This is a genomic window from Pseudomonas sp. AMR01 (assembly GCF_041946035.1).
GTDB lineage: Bacteria > Pseudomonadota > Gammaproteobacteria > Pseudomonadales > Pseudomonadaceae > Aquipseudomonas > Aquipseudomonas antarctica_B.
Window position 1 is genome coordinate 53,333 of the sequence record NZ_JAUTYR010000010.1, and the last position, 22,304, is coordinate 75,636.

General features: G+C 60.4%; 19 protein-coding genes and 1 tRNA gene. 18 read left to right on the forward strand and 2 right to left on the reverse strand.

The genetic code is table 11. The annotated features are described in order from the left end of the window. Positions 1-8 precede the first annotated feature (8 nt). The 9 genes from thrS to Q7C20_RS11865 all read left to right on the forward strand — a co-directional run bounded on the left by thrS (position 9) and on the right by Q7C20_RS11865 (position 7,461). Entirely contained in the window at positions 9-1,931 is a 1,923-nt protein-coding gene (gene thrS, locus Q7C20_RS11825; protein ID WP_375067489.1) for a threonine--tRNA ligase, read from the forward strand. After that, complete coding sequence (infC, locus tag Q7C20_RS11830) at positions 1,931-2,482, forward strand: translation initiation factor IF-3 (RefSeq protein ID WP_015884933.1); 552 nt, start codon at positions 1,931-1,933, stop codon at positions 2,480-2,482. The genes thrS and infC overlap by 1 nt, the downstream gene beginning before the upstream one ends. 59 nt (positions 2,483-2,541) lie before the next feature. Then, a complete protein-coding gene (gene rpmI / locus Q7C20_RS11835) occupies positions 2,542-2,736 on the forward strand; it encodes a 50S ribosomal protein L35 (RefSeq protein ID WP_002553160.1) in 195 nt (64 codons plus the stop codon). 27 nt (positions 2,737-2,763) lie between these two features. Then, positions 2,764-3,120, forward strand: a complete 357-nt coding sequence (gene rplT, locus Q7C20_RS11840) for a 50S ribosomal protein L20 (protein ID WP_003174975.1) — start codon at positions 2,764-2,766, stop codon at positions 3,118-3,120. Between the two features lie 109 nt (positions 3,121-3,229). Next, positions 3,230-4,246 carry a phenylalanine--tRNA ligase subunit alpha gene (gene pheS / locus Q7C20_RS11845; RefSeq protein ID WP_034099107.1) on the forward strand — a complete coding sequence of 339 codons (1,017 nt, stop codon included), beginning with the start codon at positions 3,230-3,232 and terminating at the stop codon, positions 4,244-4,246. Positions 4,247-4,272: 26 nt separating this feature from the next. Then, entirely contained in the window at positions 4,273-6,651 is a 2,379-nt protein-coding gene (gene pheT / locus Q7C20_RS11850; protein ID WP_375067514.1) for a phenylalanine--tRNA ligase subunit beta, read from the forward strand. A 3-nt stretch (positions 6,652-6,654) separates the two neighbouring features. Continuing rightward, positions 6,655-6,957, forward strand: coding sequence for an integration host factor subunit alpha (gene ihfA, locus Q7C20_RS11855; protein WP_002553164.1), 303 nt, complete (start codon positions 6,655-6,657; stop codon positions 6,955-6,957). Next, the gene (locus tag Q7C20_RS11860; RefSeq protein WP_003219935.1) at positions 6,938-7,294 is read left to right on the forward strand and encodes a MerR family transcriptional regulator; all 357 of its coding nucleotides are present in this window, start codon (positions 6,938-6,940) and stop codon (positions 7,292-7,294) included. Before ihfA ends, Q7C20_RS11860 begins: the two co-directional genes overlap by 20 nt. A 90-nt stretch (positions 7,295-7,384) precedes the next feature. Further along, positions 7,385-7,461, forward strand: a tRNA-Pro gene (locus Q7C20_RS11865). Positions 7,462-7,523: 62 nt separating this feature from the next. Here the strand turns inward: Q7C20_RS11865 and Q7C20_RS11870 are convergent. Continuing rightward, positions 7,524-8,147, reverse strand: coding sequence for a CatB-related O-acetyltransferase (locus tag Q7C20_RS11870; RefSeq protein WP_375067521.1), 624 nt, complete (start codon positions 8,145-8,147; stop codon positions 7,524-7,526). A gap of 227 nt (positions 8,148-8,374) precedes the next feature. Between Q7C20_RS11870 and Q7C20_RS11875 the strand changes: the two genes are divergently transcribed. The 6 genes from Q7C20_RS11875 (at position 8,375) to Q7C20_RS11900 (ending at position 15,620) form a co-directional block, all read left to right on the forward strand. Further along, positions 8,375-10,780, forward strand: coding sequence for a TonB-dependent siderophore receptor (locus Q7C20_RS11875; RefSeq protein WP_375067523.1), 2,406 nt, complete (start codon positions 8,375-8,377; stop codon positions 10,778-10,780). Between the two features lie 282 nt (positions 10,781-11,062). After that, complete coding sequence (locus tag Q7C20_RS11880; RefSeq protein WP_375067675.1) at positions 11,063-11,977, forward strand: Fe(3+) dicitrate ABC transporter substrate-binding protein; 915 nt, start codon at positions 11,063-11,065, stop codon at positions 11,975-11,977. Positions 11,978-11,979: 2 nt separating this feature from the next. Further along, a complete protein-coding gene (fecC, locus tag Q7C20_RS11885; RefSeq protein ID WP_375067525.1) occupies positions 11,980-12,969 on the forward strand; it encodes an iron-dicitrate ABC transporter permease FecC in 990 nt (329 codons plus the stop codon). After that, positions 12,966-13,934: an iron chelate uptake ABC transporter family permease subunit gene (locus tag Q7C20_RS11890; protein ID WP_375067527.1), complete on the forward strand. Its 969-nt coding sequence runs from the start codon at positions 12,966-12,968 to the stop codon at positions 13,932-13,934. The genes fecC and Q7C20_RS11890 overlap by 4 nt, the downstream gene beginning before the upstream one ends. Positions 13,935-13,938: 4 nt before the next feature. Beyond that, positions 13,939-14,730 carry a Fe(3+) dicitrate ABC transporter ATP-binding protein FecE gene (gene fecE / locus Q7C20_RS11895; RefSeq protein ID WP_375067529.1) on the forward strand — a complete coding sequence of 264 codons (792 nt, stop codon included), beginning with the start codon at positions 13,939-13,941 and terminating at the stop codon, positions 14,728-14,730. 263 nt (positions 14,731-14,993) lie between these two features. Further along, positions 14,994-15,620, forward strand: coding sequence for a TetR/AcrR family transcriptional regulator (locus Q7C20_RS11900; protein ID WP_348057307.1), 627 nt, complete (start codon positions 14,994-14,996; stop codon positions 15,618-15,620). Between the two features lie 154 nt (positions 15,621-15,774). Here Q7C20_RS11900 and Q7C20_RS11905 read toward each other — a convergent pair whose 3' ends face one another. Then, positions 15,775-18,525, reverse strand: coding sequence for a glycoside hydrolase family 3 C-terminal domain-containing protein (locus tag Q7C20_RS11905; RefSeq protein WP_375067531.1), 2,751 nt, complete (start codon positions 18,523-18,525; stop codon positions 15,775-15,777). A 510-nt stretch (positions 18,526-19,035) separates the two neighbouring features. Here Q7C20_RS11905 and Q7C20_RS11910 point away from each other — a divergent pair. The 3 genes from Q7C20_RS11910 (at position 19,036) to gspF (ending at position 22,285) form a co-directional block, all read left to right on the forward strand. Next, positions 19,036-19,263 carry a hypothetical protein gene (locus Q7C20_RS11910; protein WP_375067533.1) on the forward strand — a complete coding sequence of 76 codons (228 nt, stop codon included), beginning with the start codon at positions 19,036-19,038 and terminating at the stop codon, positions 19,261-19,263. Between the two features lie 86 nt (positions 19,264-19,349). Next, positions 19,350-21,086, forward strand: a complete 1,737-nt coding sequence (gspE, locus tag Q7C20_RS11915; RefSeq protein WP_375067535.1) for a type II secretion system ATPase GspE — start codon at positions 19,350-19,352, stop codon at positions 21,084-21,086. Next, positions 21,083-22,285: a type II secretion system inner membrane protein GspF gene (gene gspF / locus Q7C20_RS11920; protein WP_375067537.1), complete on the forward strand. Its 1,203-nt coding sequence runs from the start codon at positions 21,083-21,085 to the stop codon at positions 22,283-22,285. Before gspE ends, gspF begins: the two co-directional genes overlap by 4 nt. The last annotated feature ends 19 nt before the right edge of the window (positions 22,286-22,304 follow it).

Consider the following 22,304-nt stretch of genomic DNA (forward strand, 5'->3'; position numbering starts at 1 on the left):
GAGGCGCCATGCCAACTATTACTCTTCCCGACGGCAGTCAACGTTCTTTCGATCATTCGGTTTCCGTAGCCGAGGTCGCCGCATCCATTGGTGCTGGCCTGGCCAAAGCCACCGTGGCCGGCAAGGTCGACGGCAAGCTGGTTGACGCCAGTGACTTGATCACCAGCGATGCCAGCCTGCAAATCATCACGCCAAAAGACCAAGAGGGGCTGGAGATCATTCGCCACTCGTGCGCGCATTTGATTGGCCATGCGGTCAAGCAACTGTACCCAACCGCGAAAATGGTCATCGGCCCGGTCATCGACGAAGGCTTCTATTACGACATCGCTTACGAGCGTCCTTTTACTCCGGACGATCTGGCGGCTATCGAGCAGCGCATGCACGCGCTGATCGAAAAAGATTACGACGTGATCAAGAAGGTCACGCCGCGCGCAGAAGTGATCGACGTGTTCACCGCCCGTGGCGAGGACTATAAGTTGCGTCTGGTGGAAGACATGCCGGACGAGCAGGCCATGGGCCTGTACTACCACGAAGAATACGTCGACATGTGCCGTGGCCCGCACGTGCCGAACACGCGCTTCCTCAAGTCGTTCAAGCTGACCAAGCTGTCCGGTGCCTACTGGCGCGGCGACGCAAAGAACGAGCAGCTGCAACGTGTCTATGGCACTGCCTGGGCAGACAAGAAGCAGCTGGCGGCCTATATCCAGCGCATCGAAGAAGCTGAAAAGCGCGACCACCGTAAAATCGGCAAGCGCCTGAACCTGTTCCACCTTCAGGAAGAAGCGCCGGGCATGGTGTTCTGGCACCCGAACGGCTGGACCCTGTATCAAGTGCTCGAGCAGTACATGCGCAAGGTTCAGCGCGACAACGGCTACCTGGAGATCAAGACTCCACAAGTCGTTGACCGCAGCCTGTGGGAGAAATCCGGGCACTGGGCCAACTACGCCGACAACATGTTCACCACCCAGTCGGAAAACCGCGACTACGCCATCAAGCCGATGAACTGCCCATGCCACGTGCAGGTGTTCAACCAAGGCCTGAAGAGCTACCGCGAGTTGCCGCTGCGCCTGGCCGAGTTCGGTGCCTGCCACCGGAACGAACCGTCGGGCGCGCTGCACGGCATCATGCGCGTGCGCGGCTTCACTCAGGATGACGCCCACATTTTCTGCACCGAAGAGCAGATGCAAGCTGAATCCGCTGCGTTCATCAAGCTGACCATGGACGTTTATCGCGACTTCGGCTTTACCGAAGTCGAAATGAAGCTGTCCACTCGTCCGGAAAAACGCGTCGGCTCCGATGAGCTGTGGGATCGCGCCGAGTCTGCATTGGCCGCAGCACTCGACAGTGCGGGCCTCTCGTACGACCTGCAGCCGGGGGAGGGCGCGTTCTACGGTCCGAAGATCGAGTTCTCGTTGAAAGATTGCCTTGGCCGCGTCTGGCAGTGTGGTACCCTGCAGCTCGATTTTAACCTGCCGATCCGTTTGGGAGCCGAATACGTCTCCGAAGATAACAGCCGTAAACACCCGGTTATGTTGCACCGGGCGATTCTCGGTTCGTTCGAACGGTTCGTCGGTATCCTGATCGAGCACTACGAGGGCGCGTTCCCTGCGTGGTTGGCTCCGACTCAGGCAGTGATCATGAATATCACTGATAAACAGGCAGATTTTGCCGCCGAAGTTGAAAAAACACTCAACGAAAGCGGATTTCGTGCCAAGTCCGACTTGAGAAATGAAAAGATCGGCTTTAAAATCCGCGAGCATACTTTGCTCAAGGTTCCCTATCTTTTGGTTATCGGAGATCGGGAAGTCGAGATGCAGACTGTCGCTGTGCGTACTCGTGAAGGTGCTGACCTGGGCTCGATGCCCGTCGCCCAGTTCGCTGAGTTCCTCGCGCAAGCGGTTTCCCGGCGTGGTCGCCCAGATTCGGAGTAATTATTATTAAGCGTGAAATGAGACAAGATAAACGAGCTGCACCGAAAGCCCCGATCAACGAGAATATCTCTGCACGCGAGGTTCGGTTAATTGGTGCTGACGGCGAGCAGATTGGCATCGTCTCGATTGATGAAGCACTTCGTATTGCTGAAGAGTCCAAATTGGACCTGGTGGAAATCTCCGCCGATGCAATCCCACCTGTTTGTCGGGTGATGGACTACGGCAAATCGATCTTCGAAAAGAAGAAACAGGTTGCCGCAGCGAAGAAGAACCAGAAACAGATTCAAGTAAAAGAAATCAAGTTTCGTCCAGGGACGGAGGAAGGGGATTACCAGGTAAAACTGCGCAACCTGGTACGTTTCCTGAGTGATGGGGACAGGGCCAAGGTATCCTTGCGATTCCGCGGCCGTGAGATGGCGCACCAGGAGCTGGGGATGGAACTCCTCAAGCGGGTTGAAGCTGACCTGCTCGAGTACGGTTCGGTCGAACAGCATCCTAAGATGGAAGGACGCCAACTTATTATGGTCATCGCCCCGAAAAAGAAGAAGTAATCAATAGGGCACGGCAGGCCTTCTGATTATGTTTATCAACTGAATGCGGAGTACCGAACATGCCAAAGATGAAAACTAAAAGTGGTGCTGCTAAGCGGTTTCTGAAAACTGCTAACGGTATCAAGCACAAGCACGCTTTCAAGAGCCACATTCTGACCAAAATGTCGACCAAGCGTAAGCGTCAACTGCGCGGTAGCAGCTTGCTGCATCCGTCTGACGTGGCAAAAGTCGAGCGCATGCTGCGCCTTCGTTAATTTTAGTCAAGAATAGAGGAATAACTCATGGCTCGTGTTAAGCGTGGCGTCATTGCCCGTAAACGTCACAAAAAAATTCTGAAACTTGCCAAAGGCTACTACGGCGCGCGTTCACGCGTATTCCGTGTTGCCAAGCAAGCGGTAATCAAGGCCGGCCAATACGCCTACCGTGACCGTCGTCAGAAAAAACGTCAGTTCCGCGCTCTGTGGATCGCTCGTATCAACGCTGGTGCACGTGTTAACGGTCTGTCGTACAGCCGTTTCATCGCTGGCCTGAAAAAAGCGTCCATCGAAATCGACCGTAAGGTTCTGGCTGAACTGGCCGTGAACGAAAAAGCGGTGTTTGCTGCGATTGTCGAGAAAGCTAAAGCCACCTTGGCTTAAGTACCCCCGACAGTCACCCTGGGCTACGCCTGTAGTCCACGGTGGTAAACGTCATAAATAGGGGAAGAGCCTTCAAGCTCTTCCCCTATTTTGTATCTGGAGTCTGTACATGGAAAACCTGGACGCGCTCGTCGCTCAAGCTCTTGAGGCTGTGCAAAGCGCTGAAGATATCAATGCCCTGGAGCAAATCCGGGTTCACTACCTTGGCAAAAAGGGTGAATTGACTCAGGTGATGAAGACCCTGGGGAATTTGCCGGCTGAAGAGCGTCCGCAAGTCGGCGCGCTGATCAACGTCGCCAAGGAGCGTGTCACAGAGGTTCTCAATGCGCGCAAGGCGTCGCTCGAGGAGGCCGATCTTGCGGCCAAGCTCGCCGCCGAGTCCATTGACGTAACCCTGCCTGGCCGTGGCCAGGCCTCGGGCGGTCTGCATCCGATCACCCGGACTCTGGAACGTATCGAGCAGTTCTTCACCCACATTGGCTACGGCATCGCCGAAGGCCCTGAGGTCGAAGACGACTACCACAACTTCGAGGCGCTCAACATCCCAGGCCATCACCCGGCCCGGTCGATGCACGACACCTTCTATTTCAACGCAAACATGCTGTTGCGCACCCATACCTCGCCGGTACAGGTCCGCACCATGGAAGCGAACAAGCCGCCGATCCGCATTGTCTGCCCAGGCCGTGTGTACCGTAGCGACTCGGATATCACCCACTCGCCGATGTTCCACCAGGTTGAAGGCCTGCTGGTTGATCGCGATATCAATTTCGCCGACCTTAAAGGCACCATCGAAGAATTTCTGCGGGTGTTCTTCGAGAAAGAGCTGGCGGTGCGTTTCCGTCCATCGTTCTTCCCGTTCACCGAGCCTTCCGCTGAAGTCGACATGGAATGCGTGATGTGCAGCGGTAAAGGCTGCCGTGTCTGCAAACAGACCGGTTGGCTGGAAGTGATGGGCTGCGGCATGGTTCACCCCAACGTGCTGCGCATGTCCGGGATCGACCCGGAAGAGTTCTCGGGCTTTGCCTTCGGCATGGGCGTTGAGCGTCTGGCCATGCTGCGTTACGGCGTGAATGACTTGCGTCTGTTCTTCGACAACGACTTGCGGTTCCTCGCGCAATTTCGCTAGTCGTAACGAATCTTTAGGAGAGCAGGATGAAATTCAGTGAACAATGGCTGCGTGGCTGGGTAAGCCCGCATGTAGGTCGCGACGAGCTGGTTGCCCGTCTGTCGATGGCCGGTCTTGAGGTCGATAGCGTTACGCCGGCCGCCGGTGTTTTCAGTGGCGTGGTAGTGGGCGAGGTGCTGAGCACCGAGCAGCACCCTGATGCCGACAAATTGCGTGTGTGCCAGGTCAGCAATGGCGCGGAAACTTTCCAGGTCGTGTGCGGAGCGCCAAACGTGCGCCCGGGCCTGAAAATCCCGTTTGCCATGATCGGTGCCGAACTGCCGGGCGACTTCAAGATCAAGAAGGCCAAGCTTCGTGGTGTTGAGTCCAACGGCATGCTCTGCTCTCAGGCTGAGCTGCAGGTAGGCGAGGGCAACGACGGTTTGATGGAGCTGCCGGCCGACGCGCCAGTGGGCCAGGACATCCGTGTTTACCTGGAACTGGAAGACGCGAGCATCGAGGTCGACCTGACCCCGAACCGCGGCGACTGCTTGTCCCTGGCCGGCTTGGCCCGTGAAGTCGGCGCGCTGTATAACGCGCCTGTCACCCGTCCAGTGGTTGCCGCTGTGCCTGCAGTGCACGATGAAGTGCGCCCGATCGAAGTGCTGGCGCCAAACGCCTGCCCACGTTACCTGGGTCGCGTGATCCGTAACGTTGACCTGTCCAGGCCAACTCCGCTGTGGATGGTTGAGCGTCTGCGTCGTGCTGACGTGCGCAGCATCGACGCCGCTGTCGACATCACCAACTACGTGATGCTGGAGCTGGGCCAACCGCTGCACGCGTTCGATCTCGCTGAAATCAATGGCGGCATCCGCGTGCGCATGGCTGAAGAAGGCGAGAAGCTTGTACTGCTCGACGGCCAGGAAGTCAGCCTGCGTGCAGACACCCTGGTAATCGCCGACCATTCCCGCGCCCTGGCGATTGCCGGCGTGATGGGTGGCGAGCACAGCGGTGTGTCGGACACGACTCGCGATGTTTTCCTCGAAAGCGCGTTCTTCGACCAGATCGCCATCGCTGGCAAGGCCCGTTCCTACGGCCTGCACACCGATGCCTCGCACCGCTACGAGCGTGGCGTGGACTGGCAGCTCGCCCGTGAAGCCATCGAGCGCGCCACCGGCCTGCTGCTGGAAATCACCGGCGGCGAAGCGGGCCCGATCACCGAGACCGTTAACGAGCAGTACCTGCCGTCCGTTGCACCGATCACCTTGCGCGCCAAGAGCGTCGAGCAAATGCTCGGTCTCGTGATTGCACCTGCCGAAATCGAGCAGTTGCTGTCGGCCCTCGGCCTGGTGATCTCCTCCAGTGGCGAAGGGCAGTGGCACGTCGAAGTGCCAAGCCATCGCTTCGATATCAGCCTGGAAGTTGATCTGATTGAAGAGCTGGCGCGCTTGTACGGCTACAACCGCCTGCCGGTTCGTTACCCGCAAGCGCGCCTGGCGCCGCAACCCAAGGCCGAAGCGCGTGCGCACCTGCCTGAGCTGCGTCGTCTGCTGGTGGCCCGTGGTTACCAGGAAGCCGTAACTTACAGCTTCATCGATCCCAAGCAGTTTGAACTGTTCAACCCGGGTGTCGAGCCGTTGCTGTTGGCCAACCCGATCTCCAACGACATGGCTGCCATGCGTTCGTCGTTGTGGCCGGGCTTGGTAAAAGCGCTGTCGCACAACCTGAACCGTCAACAAGACCGCGTGCGCATGTTCGAAAGCGGCTTGCGTTTCGTCGGCCAGCTCGATGGCCTCAAGCAAGAGCCGATGCTGGCCGGCGTTGTGTGCGGTAGCCGCCTGCCGGAAGGCTGGGCACAGGGCCGCGACAGCGTGGACTTCTTCGACGTCAAGGCTGACGTGGAAGCAGTCTTGGGCTTCGCCGGTGCACTGAATGACTTCACGTTTGTGCCGGGTAGCCACCCTGCGCTGCACCCGGGTCAGACAGCGCGTATCGAACGTGAAGGTCGCCTCGTGGGCTTCGTCGGCGCGATTCACCCTGAACTGTCGAAAACCCTGGGCCTTGACCGTCCAGTCTTCGTTTTTGAGCTGGTTCTGGCTGAAGTCGCGTCGGGCAAAATGCCTAAATTCAGTGAGTTGTCGCGCTTCCCTGAAGTGCGTCGCGACCTGGCCCTGATCGCCGACCGTGAAGTCGCCGCCACTGCCGTTCTGGATGTAATCCGTGAAAATGCAGGGGAATGGCTGACAGACCTCAGGCTATTTGACGTTTATCAGGGTAAAGGCATTGATCCGCATAGAAAAAGCCTTGCCGTCGGCTTGACCTGGCAGCATCCATCGCGCACTCTTAACGACGATGAGGTGAATACCACGACACAAAATATCCTCACCTCGCTCGAACAAAGGTTGAACGCCACGTTAAGGAAGTGACGTATGGGGGCTTTGACGAAAGCTGAGATGGCGGAACGTCTGTACGAAGAGCTGGGTCTGAACAAACGCGAAGCCAAGGAATTGGTCGAGCTGTTCTTTGAAGAAATTCGGCACGCTCTGGAAGACAACGAACAGGTCAAATTGTCCGGTTTCGGCAATTTTGACCTGCGGGACAAACGCCAGCGGCCTGGCCGCAATCCAAAAACGGGAGAAGAAATCCCGATCACGGCTCGCCGTGTGGTCACCTTTCGTCCAGGGCAGAAGTTGAAGGCCCGAGTTGAGGCTTATGCTGGAACCAAGTCATAACGACGAGCTACCCGTCATCCCAGGCAAGCGCTACTTCACCATCGGTGAAGTCAGCGAGCTGTGTGCGGTAAAACCGCACGTGCTGCGCTATTGGGAGCAGGAGTTTCCTCAACTCAACCCCGTCAAACGCACCGGGAACCGCCGGTATTATCAGCGCCAGGATGTGCTGATGATCCGGCAGATCCGTGCGTTGCTGTACGACCAGGGGTTCACCATCAGCGGCGCGCGCCAGCGTATGTCCGGTGATGAAGCCAAAGACGACACCACCCAATACAAGCAAATGATCCGCCAGATGATCTCCGAACTCGAAGATGTGCTCGTGGTTTTGAAGAAGTAATTCCGGCTTTTAAAATACTTCCACATTTCAAAAGCTTGCGGTATATTCCGGATCGCTTCGTTAAGAAGCGAACCAAGTAACACGCCTAGTCGGGGCGTAGCGCAGTCCGGTAGCGCACTAGCATGGGGTGCTAGGGGTCGAGTGTTCGAATCACTCCGTCCCGACCATATTCCAAAAAAGCCCAGCCCGAAAAGGCTGGGCTTTTTCGTGCCCGGTTTTTATACACGCTTCAGTCCCGAGGACGCTGCTGCACATACTCCACAAACGGCGCAAGGTCTGTACTGCACAGTAAATGCGCAATCCTGCGTACTTCCGCCTCCGGCCAATCCCACCACGCCGACTGTTCCAGCACCACTCGCGTCGGCTCGTCAAAACGCCAGCGGATATGCTTGGCCGGGTTGCCGCCGACGATGGAGTAAGGCGCTACATCCTTGGTCACCAGTGCGCCCGCTGCTACGACCGCGCCATTGCCAATCGAGACGCCCGACAGGATTTTCGCGTGAGAGCTGATCCAGCAGTCGTTGCCAATGGTCACGTCGCCTTTGCTGCCACCAAAGTCGGTGATGTGCGCGACGCTGGCGACCTTGGCCGGGAAGGGGTAGCAACTGAGCCAGTCGGTGCGGTGGTGGCCGCCCAGAAAGACTTCGACATTGCCGGCAATGGAGGTGTAGGCGCCGACGCGCAGGGTCGTGCCTTCATGCCAGTCGTGAACCTTCAAGTCGCCGTAGGTGCCCAAGCCAAAACTGTACGCGGGGTAGCGGTTGCGCAGTTTTTGCGTAGAGCGCTCCAGCGGGGAGAGTGCGCGCAACGCCTTGCGTGCTTGATGTTCGCGCCATTTACGCAATAGCTTCATGCGTCGAGCCTTCTTGCAAAGATTGAAATCAGGTCGCCATCCTGAGCAATGGGTGCACGCTATGCAAGTCGAAAATATGCCTCGAATGTCGCCGCCGACGCGACTGCGTCGACACCGGCAACCCTCACCTCGCCCGGCACAGAATGAAAATAATTAGCGAAAGCCTGTCCCCTTTTTTCACCTCGCCTGTCATTTCAGGCAAGTGAACAAATCGAGAGCTTCCTCCAATGCCCGCAGTCCCACCTTTGCGCTTGCGCCCGTTGCTTAACCTGAGCCTGCTGCTGAGCCTCAGTGCCAGCCCGTTATTCGTCGCCGTCAGCTATGCCGAAGACGCCTCGGCCCGCCGCAGTTATCAGGTGCCGGCCGGTAGCCTGAGTGCAGCCTTGACCCGCTTTGCCGGGTTGGCAGGGGTCAATCTGTCCGTGGACCCTGCGCTGGTCAGTGGCCGCAGCAGCAGTGGTTTGTCCGGTGAATATGGCGTGGAGGAGGGCTTCACCCGTTTGCTCCAGGGCTCGGGTCTGCAATTGCAACCGGTTGGCGCGCAAGCCTTTATGTTGGTGCCCGCGCCGAAGGATGGAAGTGTGCAGCTGGCACCGACGTCTATTCTCGGTGCTACTGCCGTGGCTGACGGCGATGCCTATGCCGGTGGGCAAGTCGCGCGGCGAGGCTCTCAGGGCCTGCTCGGTTCCCGGGACTTCATGGAAACGCCGTTCAGCATGACCACCTACACCGAGGCAGCGGTCAAGAACCAGCAAGCGCGCACCCTCGGTGACTTGATTGCCAGCGACCCGTCGGTACGCGCCACCAACCCAGCCGGCGGACGGTATGAGCAATTCACCATTCGCGGCTTCAGCCTGTTCAACAGTGATGTGGCCTATAACGGCCTGTACGGCGTGCTGCCCACCTACACCATCGACATGGAAATGGCCGACCGCGTCGACATCGTCAAAGGCCCGAGCCAGTTGATCAATGGCATTTCGCCGCGCGGCAGCGTGGGCGGCGGCATCAACGTGGTGCCCAAGCGCGCCACTGACAAGGACATCAACTCGTTTACCGGCACCTGGGCCTCGGGCAGCCAGGCCGGTGGCGCGGTGGATGTGGGGCGGCGCTTTGGTGAGGATAATAAATTCGGCATCCGCTTCAACGGCGTCAAACAGTCGGGGGATACCGACTGTGACCACCAGAGTGTCGATCGTGAAATGGCGGTGCTTGGCCTGGATTTTCGCGGCGAGCGCTTGCGCCTCTCCACCGATATCGGCCATACCGAGCGTGACACCGACGCGCCGCAGGAGCGCGTTCAGGTCGGCCCCAATGCCAGGGTGCCGAGTGCCAACGATGTGCGTCGCAACTATGCGCAGTCCTGGAGCAAAGCCAGCACCAACGACACCTTCGGCGCGCTCAACGGCGAGTTCGACCTCAGCGACAGCGTGATGCTCTACGGCGGCGTGGGCGCGCGTAAAAGTAACCACGACTTCCTGCGTCATGCGGTATCGGTCACAGATAACGCCGGAAATTTCAGCGTGCTGCCCCGGGATTTCACCCGCGACGAAAATGTGCGCACCGCCACGGCGGGTGTGCGCAGTTGGTTCCACACTGGGCCGGTCAGCCATGAGCTGAACCTGGCGGCCAGCTATTTCTACATGGACTTCGAAAACGGCGGCGCGCGCTACGCCGCCGCGCCGAGCAACCTGTACAACCCCGTGCAAACGCCGACGCCGTCACGGCCAACGCGCACGGACTCCAGGGTCTACACCGAAAACCGTTTCAGCGGCGTGGCACTCTCCGACACTCTGGGCTTTTTCGACGACCGCTTGTTGCTGACCCTCGGCGCACGCTGGCAGCGGGTGAAGGTCGATGACTGGACCGACAATGTCAAAGGCGACACCGCCTACGATGAAGAAAAAGTCTCGCCCTCGGGCGGCCTCCTGTTCAAGGCCACCGACAAACTGTCGCTGTACGCCAATTACATGGAAGGCCTGAGCCAGGGCAAGATCGCGCCGTCTACGTCGATCAACGAAGATGAAATCTTTCCACCCTTTGTCAGCCGCCAGGTTGAAGTCGGCGCCAAGTACGATGCGGGCGCCTTCGCGGTGACCGCCGCAGTGTTTCGCATCAAACAACCAGCCTATGAGACGAACGCCACGACGCGCGTGTTTGGCCCCAACGGCAAGCGCCAGAACGACGGCGTAGAGCTCAGTGTTTTCGGCGAGCCGCTCAAGGGTGTTCGTTTGCTGGGTGGGGTGATGGTCATCGACAGTGAGCTGACACATACCACCAACGGCACCTTCGACGGCAACCGCGCACCGGCCACGCCCAAGTACAACGTCAACCTCGGCGCTGAATGGGATGTACCCACACTGCAAGGGCTGACCCTGACCAGCCGTGGCATCTATTCCAGCTCGCAGTACCTGGACCAGTCCAACGTCAAGCAAATTGACGCGTGGAACCGCATCGATGTGGGCGCGCGCTACGCCTTCAAGCTGGATGACAAACACATCACCTTGCGCGCGAATGTCGAGAACGTCGCCGATAAACGCTACTGGAGCTCGGCCGGTGCTTCGGATGACAGCGAGCCGGGCCTGACCCTTTCGACCCCGCGTACGTATCTGCTGTCCGCCACAGTCGATTTCTGATTCCTGATTCCTGTGGCGAGCGGGCTTGCCCCGCGTTGGGCTGCGAAGCGGCCCCAAAACCTCAGGCCATGTTTTACCTGATACGACGCGGCGATTTCAGTGGGGCCGCTTCGCGCCCCAACGCGGGGCAAGCCCGCTCGCCACAAAGGGGTCCGATACTCGCCAAAAATCGCGTTAATAAGAATGTTTTTTGATTGCGACGCGCCGATATGGAATAGTACCCGCCGTTTTCCCCAGCCTGTCTAGCCGGGGTGTGTTAACGCCGAGGTACTCTTCATGCGAATGCTGCGCTCTATCCCGACTCTTGCCGCCTGCCTCCTGGCGTTGTCTTCCAGCGTATTAAGCGCCGCCCCCATCGACCTCAACGACGGCCAGCACGCGGTGCATCTGCCGGATGCGCCCAAGCGCGTGGTGGTGCTGGAGTTTTCCTTTCTCGACAGCCTGGCCGCTGTTGACGTGACGCCCGTAGGCGCCGCCGATGATGGCGACGCCAACCGCGTGTTGCCCCGTGTGCGCCAAGCCATCGGCCAGTGGAAATCCGTCGGCCTGCGCTCGCAGCCCAGCATCGAGGAAATCGCGCGGCTCAAACCCGACCTGATCATTGCCGACCTCAACCGCCATCAGGCGCTGTACAGCGACCTGGCGAGCATTGCGCCGACCTTGCTGCTGCCTTCGCGCGGCGAGGATTACCAGGGCAGCCTGAAATCCGCCGAATTGATCGGCAAAGCCCTCGGCAAAAGCCCGCAGATGGAAGCGCGCATCACCCAGAACCGTGAACACCTGAAAGCGATTGCGCAGCAGATTCCCGCCGGTGCCAGCGTGCTGTTCGGCGTTGCCCGCGAAGACAGTTTTTCCGTACACGGCCCCGACTCCTACGCCGGTAGTGTGCTCGAAGCCATCGGCCTGAAGGTGCCGTCGGTACGCGCAAAGGCCGCCCCCACCGAATTCGTCAGCCTGGAGCAACTGCTCGCGCTGGATCCGGGTTGGTTGCTGGTCGGGCATTACCGTCGCCCCAGCATCGTCGACACCTGGAGCAAACAACCGCTGTGGCAAGTGCTCGGTGCGGTGCGCAATCATCACGTCGCTGAAGTCGATGGCGACAGCTGGGCGCGTAACCGTGGCGTACTCGCGTCCGAGCAAATCGCCGAAGACGCCCTGGCCATTCTCAAAGGCGGCAAAGCCGTACTGAGCCAATAAACATGCAACGCAGTGTCGCCGCCGTGGGCATCGTGCTGCTGGGCGCAGGGTTGTTCTGGCTCTCGCTCTACAGCTGGTCACCATTCACCATCACCCCGGCGGACGCGTGGAATGGCCTGGTCCATCAGGGCAGCGTGGGCGGCAATATGGCCTACATCGTCGCTCAGTTGCGCGTGCCACGTGCCGTGTGCGCCGCGCTGGTGGGCGCCTGCCTGGGCCTGGCCGGCGCGCTCATGCAAGGCATCACGCGCAACCGTCTGGCGTCGCCATCGTTGTTCGGCGTGACAGCGGGCGCGGCGTTGGGGCTGGCCTTGTTTTCGACCGGGTTGGTGGCGCCACCCTTTGCCGGCGGTGCCCTGTTGATGACCTGTGTGGGCGGCGCGCTGGCCTGGGTCACGGTGTTCAGCCTGGGCGGCGCGTGGTCGCCGACCGCCGCGCAGGGTCGGTTGGTGCTGGCCGGTGTGGCCGTCGCGGCGTTGTGCGCGGCGTTGACACGGCTCACGGTGATTCTGGTCGAGGCCCAGGCGCAAAGCGTGTTGAATTGGTTGGCCGGTTCGTTGGCCAACGTCGGTGCGGCGCAAGTGCAACTGCTCTGGCCGTGCACCCTCGTCGGCGGCCTGTGGGCCTTGTGGTGCGCGCCGCGCTTGAACCTGATCAACCTCGGCGAAGACGCCGCGCGTTCGCTGGGCGTGGGCATCTCCAGCCTGCGCTTGCAGGTGTTTATCGCCAGCCTGCTGCTGGTGGGTGCGAGTGTCTGCGCGGTCGGCCCCATCGGTTTCGTCGGGCTGATTGCGCCGAATATCATTCGTCAGTTTCTGGGTAACGACTACCGCTGGCTGATCCCGCTGAGCGCGGCATTGGGCGCGGTGATCGTATTGGGCGCCGACTTGCTCAGTCGCGCAGTGGCCTTTCCGGTGGAAACCCCGGCGGGGGTAGTCACCGCGCTGATCGGCGCACCGTTCTTCCTCTTTCTCGCCAGGCGCGCCCTATGATCCGGCCACGCGTGCGCCTGTGGCTGCTGCTCGGCCTGTTGCTGGCGGCGACCTTTGTCAGCCTCAGCGCCGGCACTCTATGGCTCAACCCGGCGACTGTGCTGGAACGCTTGCTGGCCCATGATGCCCTCGACTTTGAAGTGTGGAACCACCGCCTGCCGCGCAGCCTGATCGCGATCCTCGCCGGCTGTGCGTTCGGCCTCGCCGGGGCGATTGTGCAGGGTGTGATCCGCAACCCGCTGGCCTCGCCGGAAATCCTCGGTGTCACCCAAGGTGCCGGTCTGGCGCTGACGGTTGCGATCATCAGTTGGCCACACATGCCGATCGCCTGGCTGCCGCTGGTGGCGTTGCTGGGAGGTGCCGGCGGCGCCTTGCTGCTGGCGCTGTACAACACTGGCGTGAGTTTTTCCGGGGTGCGCTTTGCACTTTCAGGCGTGGCGATTGCGGTGACCTTGTCGAGCGTCACCGAGTTTTTGATCCTGTCCCACCCGCTGGATATCAACACCGCGTTGCTCGCTCTGACCGGTAGCCTGTGGAGTCGCAATTGGCACCATGTTGCGCTGGTGCTGCCGTTTCTGGTGCTGATCCCGCTGGGCCTGTGCCTGGCCAAACCTTTGAACCTGATCGCCCTCGGCGATGAAGCGGCGCACAGCCTCGGCACTGCGTTGAGCCGCACGCGCTGGCTGGCGATGGCGTGCGCGGTGGTGCTGACCAGTTTGGGGGTGGGGGTGATCGGACCGATTGGTTTTATCGGGCTGGTCGCGCCGCACATGGCGCGGCGGCTGGTGGGCGGGCATCACGCATTTCTGTTACCGGCGGCGATGCTGATTGGCGCGTTATTGCTGGTGCTGGCCGACACCCTCGGGCGCACGCTGATCGCGCCCAGCGAAATCCCGGCAGGCGTGCTCACGGCGGTGATTGGCGCGCCGTATTTTCTTTGGTTGCTGGCACGGTTCAAGGGCTGATCACATGAGTATTCTCCACGCGCAGCAGCTCGATATCGGCTACGGCACCACGCGCATCGTGCAGGGGCTTTCGTTTGCGCCACCGGCGGGGAAGGTCACGGCGTTGATCGGGCCGAATGGTTGCGGCAAGTCCACTTTGCTCAAAGCCTTCGCGCGCATTCTCAAGCCAACCAAGGGTGAGCTGACGCTGGATGGCCAAGCCTACGCCAGCTTGTCCGCACGCCAATTGGCACAGCACATTGCGTTTTTACCCCAGGTATTGCCGGTGCCCGAGGGCGTCAGCGTGCGCCAGTTGGTTGCCTATGGCCGCAGCCCGCATAACTCGCTGTGGGGGCGCCTCAGCGGCAGTGATCAGAGCCATGTGGCGCAAGCGATGCAGCGTCTGGAACTGGACAGCCTGGCTGATCGCGCGTTGGCCGACTTGTCCGGCGGCCAACGTCAGCGCGCCTGGCTCGCCATGGTGTTGGCGCAGAATGCACCGGTGGTGTTGCTGGATGAGCCGACCACTTACCTCGATATCAGCCATCAGGTTGAACTGATGGACTTGATGGGCGAGTTGGCCGCTGAAGGCAAGACCGTGATCACCGTGCTCCACGACATCAACCAGGCCTGCCGGTATGCCGACCATCTGGCAGTGATGCACGGCGGCAAGCTGGTTGCCGATGGCACGCCCGCCGCGGTGATCAGCGCCGAACTGATGCGCCAGGTATTTGATGTGCAGGTGCAGGTCATCAATGAACCCGTGTCCGGCACGCCGATGTGCATCGTCGAAAAAAGCACCCGCTCTCACGCCTGACACCGTTCAAATGTGGGTGGCCGGTTCTGGGGCTGCTACGCAGCCCAACGCGGGGCAAGCCCGCTCGCCACAGAGAGATTCGCCAGCCTCTAAAAGTTGTGTAGATACCTATGCTCATTGCAGGCAAGCCAGCGCTCACATTAATCGCCTCAGTGGGCTTCTCTAGCGTTTGAAGCTTGATTGAGCGCGAGAGCACCTGCGCTTTATTTGCGGCGCCCAGTCAATTTGGATAGGGTGCAGGCCTGACCTGCATGGACTGCAACATGACCGAATCGCATTCGCCCGCTTCACCCAAAACCCGCCGCGCCCCCAAGGGTGAGAAACGTCGCGAGGAGCTGCTGGACGCCGCTTTGCAGGTGTTTTCCCTGGAGGGCTACAGCGGCGCGTCGGTGGCGAAAGTCGCGGCAATCGTCGGCATTTCGGTGGCCGGTGTGCTGCATCATTTCCCGAGCAAGATTTCATTGTTGATGGGCGTTTTGCAGCGCCGTGACGAGGTCAATCAACGCATTGCCGATGAAGTGCGCGCCGAGAAGTCGTTGTCCGGGTTGCTCGGCAGCCTGCGCGCGATCAACCGTTCAAATGCCACCGCGCCTGGCGTGGTGCGCGCGTTCACTATTTTGAATGCAGAGAGCCTGCTCGATACCCACCCGGCATGGTCCTGGTTTCAGGCGCGCTACGCGGGGATTCATCAGCGCCTGTACGCGCAGTTTGCCGACCTGGTGGCGGCGGGGGAGGTGCGCAGCGACGTGGATATCGCCGGGCTGGTGGAGGAAATCCTGGCCATGATGGATGGCCTGCAGATCCAGTGGCTGCGCTTTCCAGAGCAGGTGGACCTTGTAGAGCGTTTCGACACCTACATCGCGCGGGTCGATGCGGCGATCAGAGCCTGAGGCCAAACACCCAGGCAATTGCTGTATGAAGATCCAAATGTGGGAGCGGGCTTGCTCGCGAAAGCGGCGGGTCAGCCATAAAGATATCGACTGAAACCCCGCCCTCGCGAGCAACCCCGCCCCCACACACACAGCAGTCTCCTACTGCCTTGGATCAGTTACCCGCAGCACTGCCCTGGCTGCTGTCATCGGTGGTGTCGTAGCCGTCACCGTCGCTGGTGCCGCTGTCACCTTCGTTCTGGTGCAGCACGCCGCCGGTCTTGACCGTCGACTCACGCAACGTCGATTTCAGCGCCGAGCGCGGCAGCGGGTTGCTGGTGGTGGTCGATAGTTCCTGGCGGAACGGGTTGACCAGCTTGGCGTTCAGGCGAATATCCTGAGACGACGCGCCCACCGACAGGTTGAAGCTGTCAGCGTCCACCACCCATTGCTTGCTGTTGACGTCGTAGTAAGCCAGCGAGCGATCGTTGAGTTCGATGGTCACACGCTTGCTCTCGCCCGGCTTGAGGAACACCTTCTTGTAGCCCTTGAGCTCCTTGATGGCGCGTTCGACTTTCGGGTTGTTCTGGCCCACATACAACTCGGCGACTTCAGCGCCCGCCACCTTGCCAGTGTTGGCCAGGTCGAACGAGACCTTGATCGGTGCACCGGCCACTGCGACCCCTGGGCTCACGCTGATGTTGCTGTAACCGAAGGTGGTGTACGACAAGCCGTAGCCGAATGGGTAAAGCGGCTTGATGCCTTTTTTCTCATAACCGCGATAGCCCAGGAACAAGTCGTCCTTGTAGCTCATTTCGGCCAGGGTTTCCTGGTTGTCGAATTTCGGGAAAGTCGCGTAGATCGGGTTGTCTTCGATGTTGCGTTCGATACTGATCGGCAGCTTGGCCGACGGGTTGACCTTGCCCAGCAGGATCTCCGCCAACGCCTGGCCGCCGTTCTGCCCAGGGTAGAACGCATGCAATGCAGCCGGCACCTGATCGATCCAGTCGCTCATTTTCAGGCCGGTGCCGCCGTGCAGGGTCACCACGGTATTGGGGTTGACCTTGGCAATGCTCTGGATCAACTGGTTCTGGAATTCCGGCAAATCGAAGCTGTGGTCAAAGCCTTCGCCTTCGTATTCGTTGCTGTTACCGGCTGCCACCAGCACAGCGTCGTAGTTCGCCAGGTCCTGTGGAGCAACCAGCGAAGCCCAGCTCATCTGCACGCCCACCAGGCCGCCCATGGTCGACAGGTAGCCGTTGCGGCGCGAGTATTCAAGCTTGATATCAACCGGCTTGCCCGCTTCCAGGTTGACCTTGGCAAACACCGGAATGGTCGGCGGAATGCTGTTGTTCGGCAGCGGCTTGCCGTCACCGTTATCGAGCACCTTCTGGCCATTCACGTACAGACGCACGGCACCGTCGGCGCGGACCTTGAACACCTGTTCGCCGCTGACGGTCGGGGTGATCTGGCCGCTGTAGCGAATCGAGGTGGCGGCGGTATCGCCGTTCACCGGCAGGCTGTCGGTGGACCAGTCCAGGTCGACATGGTTGTCGGTGCGCGTGGCGGCCGGGTCGCCGGACCAGTTGGTGTTGCTGAAGAACTCGGTCTTCACACCTTTGACGCTGTTGCCATTGCTATCGGTATGGGTCCAGTTCGAAGTGGACGGGTCCAGGGACAGCCCCTCGATAAACTCAACCTTGGCACCCGGTGCCAATTGCTGCAGGCCGCTCAGCTCACTGATGTAGTTGGCCGCCATCACGTTGGCGCTGCCGAAACCGGTCGGTGGCGCGTACTTGGCCAGCGTGCCGACCACGGCGATGCGCTTGACCTTCTTGGCATCCAGCGGCAGCACATTGTTCTGGTTTTTCAGCAGCACGATGCCTTCGCGGGCAGCATTGAGCGCGACGCGGTTGCTGGTGGCGCTGTTCATGTTGTGGCTGGTCAGCGGTGCTTTGCTGTCGAACTTGTACAGGTAGATCTGCTTGAGGATGCGGCGCACCTTGTCATCGATGGTCGCGCTGCTCAGCTCGCCGCTGTCCAGGAACGGCTTGAGGACGGTGCTGTTCATCTGGTAGCCCATCATGTCCAGGTCGGTACCCGCCTGCGCCGCCGGCAACCCGTCGACCACTGCGTTGTAGTCGCTCTGAACAAAGCCCGGATAGCCCCATTCGGTTTTCAGAATGTCGCGCATCAGGTGCTTGTTCTGGCAGGCGAACTCGCCGTTCACCTTCTGGAACGAGCACATCATCATCGCCACTTTGCTGTTCTTCGAAGCCGACTCGAAAGGCGGCAACGTCATCTCGCGCAGCACGCGTTCGCTGATGGTTTCGTTGAGGTGGAAGCGGTTGCTTTCCTGATCATTGGCGGCGAAATGCTTGGCGTTGGCCCACACCCCGCGCGACTGAATACCGTTGATTACCGCCGGGCCCAGGCTGGCGCCAAGGAACGGGTCTTCACCGGACAAGTATTCGAAAGCACGGCCGCTGTACGGCATGCGGTACAGGTTCACCCCTGGCCCGGTGACGAATTGATAACCGCCGCTGGCGGTGTCGTAGCCCAGCGCGCGGCCCAGGTCGATGGCGCGACGCGGGTTCCAGCTGGCGGCCAGGTTCGGGCCGGACGGATAAACTACGCCTTGTGCATTGCCTTCGCTGGTGTAACGCACGCCGACGCCGCCGTCAGCACCATGAATTTGCGGGATGCCGTATTGGGCCAGTGGCTTGACGTCCCAGCCGCCGGTGCCGCCGATGTAGGCAAGCTTTTCTTCCATGGTCATCTTGGCCAGGGTCTTGTCCGCGGCTTTTTCGGCGCGGTTTACCCGGCCTTCGTCGAGGGCAGGGTTGGTGGCGGCATGCACTTGGGATACGGCCAGGGCCAGCAGGGCAAACGCCGACTGCGCACCGATCATCTTGCGTTTATTCATGAGTCTCTCCGACAACTGTTTTAGTAAACGTATGGCATCGAAACGGCGCTTTACAGCGCACGCTCGTCACTTTTTCAAAGGCATTAGTTCGCCGAGATCGCAATATTTGGCCGATGGCTCATTGCAACTACTGGGCGAATTTCGCAGTTTTATTAATGTAATAATTATATGAATTGTTATTGTGAGTAGTGTCTATGCGACATCACTTGATGGCATTTTGAATCGCAAAAACCGCATAATTAAGGCAATTCTTGCGCTTCTATGTCAAACGAAAGCTAATTTTTGCGTGAAATTAGACATATTTTCTTACGTTCGGGAACAAACGCTAAACCTACTGGTCGATTGGTTTAAGATAATTTTTGTGATGTGGCGAACTAGTAGCTTTGCTCGGTAGTTCTAAAGTGCCATGTTTCAAGCGGGCTGTAATAACCAACGCTTTGGTGTAGGGTCTTGATCGAGTTCAAGGCGCCACTAGGGCTATCTGCTGTTTTTAAATTGGAGACTGTTGTGATGAAAATTTCCCTGATGGGTGCTTGTGTCGTGTTGGGCGTTGCATTGAGTGGCGCAGCCATGGCTGCTGAATCCACCGACGCCGATGCGACGTCGGGCGCTGCCGATTCCACCGTGATGACCCAGGCGCACGACGCCAAGGCGGCGAAAAAACAGAAAGCCGAAACCACCAAGGGTGGCCGCCCGCTGAGCAGCAGCCAGACGACGGCGCCCAAGACGTCCAACTAAGGTTGGATGCGCCTGTTCCCGGCACGCCTTGCCCCGAGGTGTGCCGCGAACGGGTTTTTTAACAATGGCCCCTCAGATTTTTACCCATGCCCCAGTCCAGCCCCTTAACGCCCATCGACGCCTGCCAGATGCACATCCCCGACACCGAACAGGTGTGCGCGTGGCTGATGCAGCAGGCCGGTTTGAAAACCGTCGATCTGGAGCGTGCCCGGCGTTTGTCGCAAGAGTCCGACGACACCGAATTGCTCGGCCTGCTGACGCGACTGGGGTTGGTCTCCGAAGTTGAACTGGCCCGCGCCTGGGCTGACCTGCTCGGCGCGCCGTTGCTGCTGGCCGACGCCGCACCACCGCTGCTTGACCCGCTGCCAGCATTGACCGAACGCTTCATGCGCCAACACCAAGTGGTTCCGGTGGGCTGGAGCCAGGGTGGCTTGCGCGTGCTGGCGGCCAACCCGGCGCAGCTGTACCCGTTTCAGGCCCTGGCGTATGCCTGCGATGTGCCGATCTGGTTGGCCATCGGCCCGCGCAACGAAGTCGAAACCCTGATCGAGCGCTACTACGGCCAGGGCCGCTCGGCCATGGGCACGCTGATCGAAAACCTCGACGAGCAGGGCGGCGCCCTGGAAGACATCGAGCATCTGAAGGACATGGCCTCCGAAGCGCCAGTGATTCGCCTGGTCAATTTGATCCTGCAACGCGCCGTGGAAAACCGGGCGTCGGATATCCATATCGAGCCCTTCGAAAACCAGCTGCAGGTGCGTTACCGCATCGACGGTGTGCTGCACGAAGCCGAAGCGCCGCCGTCCAGCTCTTCGGCGGCGGTGATCTCGCGGGTGAAGATCATGGCGCGCCTGGACATCGCCGAGCGCCGTCTGCCCCAGGATGGGCGGATCATGCTGCGCATCCAGGGCAAGGAGCTGGACTTGCGGGTGTCCACGGTGCCCACCAGTTTTGGCGAATCGGTGGTCATGCGTTTGCTCGACCGCCAAACCGTGCAGTTCGATTTCCAAAGCCTGGGTTTTGACGGCGAGCGTCTGGATGCGTTTCTCGATGTGCTGGAACGGCCCCACGGCATTCTGCTGGTCACCGGGCCCACCGGCTCCGGTAAAACCACCACGCTGTATACCGCGCTGTCGCGGCTCAACACTGCCGAGCGCAAGATCATCACCGTCGAAGATCCGGTGGAATACCAGCTGGAAGGGATCAACCAGATCCAGGTCAAGCCGGCCATCGGCCTGGATTTCGCCGGGGCGCTGCGCTCCATCGTGCGTCAGGACCCGGACGTGATCATGATCGGTGAAATCCGCGACCTGGAAACCTGCCGCATCGCCATCCAGTCCTCGCTGACCGGCCACCTGGTGCTGTCGACACTGCACACCAACAGCGCGGCAGCGAGTATCACGCGCCTGCTGGACATGGGCGTCGAGAGTTACCTGATCGCCTCAACGGTCAACGGCATTCTGGCCCAGCGCTTGGTCAGACGCCTCGATCCGGCCACGCGCGAAGCCTTTGAAGCACCGCCCGAATTGATCGCCGAACACGGCCTGGATCGCTTCACCGACCAGCGCCCGATCCTGCTTTATCGACCGCGCGCCGATGCCCCTGGCGGCGGTTATCACGGCCGCAGTGCAATCACCGAGTTGCTGGTAATGAACGAAGAACTGCGCGGCCTGCTGATGCGCCAGGCCGACGCCGCCACTCTCGAACAGGCCGCACGCCGTGGTGGCTTGCGCACCTTGCATGAAGAGGGTTTGCGCCAGGCCGTGGCCGGCGTGACGTCGCTGGAAGAAGTGCTGCGCGTGACCCGGGGCGACGGCGCATGAGCCTGTTCAAATACCGCGCCCTCGACAGCCAGGGGGTGACCCAAAACGGCACCCTGGAAGCCAGGGATCAGGCCGCCGCCGTCGCCGCGCTGCACAAGCGCGGCCTGATGCTGTTGCAGATTGACCCCGCCGGCAGCCAGGGCTTGCGCAATGCCTTGGGTCGCGGCCAGTTGAACGGTGCGGCGCTGGTCAGTTTCACTCAGCAACTGGCCACGCTGCTCGGCGCCGGCCAGCCGCTGGAGCGCTCGTTGAACATCCTGCTCAAGCAGCCCGGCCAGCCACACACCCGCGCGCTGATCGAGCGCATCCGCGAACACGTCAAGGCCGGTAAGCCATTGTCCGCCGCGCTGGAGGAGGAGGGCAGCCAGTTCTCGCCGCTGTACCTGAGCATGGTGCGCGCCGGCGAGGCAGGCGGCGCGCTGGAAAATACCCTGCGTCAGCTCAGCGACTACCTGGAGCGCAGCCAGTTGCTGCGCGGTGAAGTGATCAACGCGCTGATCTACCCGGCGTTTCTGGTGGTCGGCGTACTCGGCTCCCTGGCCTTGTTGCTCGCGTATGTAGTCCCTCAGTTCGTGCCGATTTTTAAAGACCTTGGCGTGCCGATCCCGCTGATCACCGAAGTCATTCTCGGCCTTGGCCAATTCCTCGGCGCCTACGGGCTGGCGGTGTTGGCCGGGCTGATCGTGACGGTCTGGGCCTTGGCCGCGCGCCTGCGTAACCCCAGGCACCGTGAAAAATACGACCGGCGCGTGCTCGGCATTCGCATCATCGGCCCGCTGTTGCAGCGAGTTGAAGCGGCGCGATTGGCACGTACCCTTGGCACCTTGCTCAGCAATGGCGTGGCCTTGCTGCAAGCGTTGGTGATCGCCCGCCAAGTCTGCACCAACCGCGCCTTGCAGGCCCAGGTCGCGCAGGCCGCCGAGTCGGTCAAGGGCGGCGGCACCCTGGCCAGCGCGTTCGGCAGCCAACCGCTGTTGCCCGACCTGGCCCTGCAAATGATTGAAGTCGGCGAACAGGCCGGTGAACTCGACAGCATGCTGCTCAAGGTCGCCGATGTGTTCGACGTTGAAGCCAAACGCGGTATCGACCGCATGCTCGCGGCCCTGGTGCCGTCGCTGACCGTGGTCATGGCCGTGCTGGTGGCGGTGATCATGCTCGCGATCATGCTGCCGCTGATGAGCCTGACCAGCAATATATGAACCCTCGAGGATCCAACCC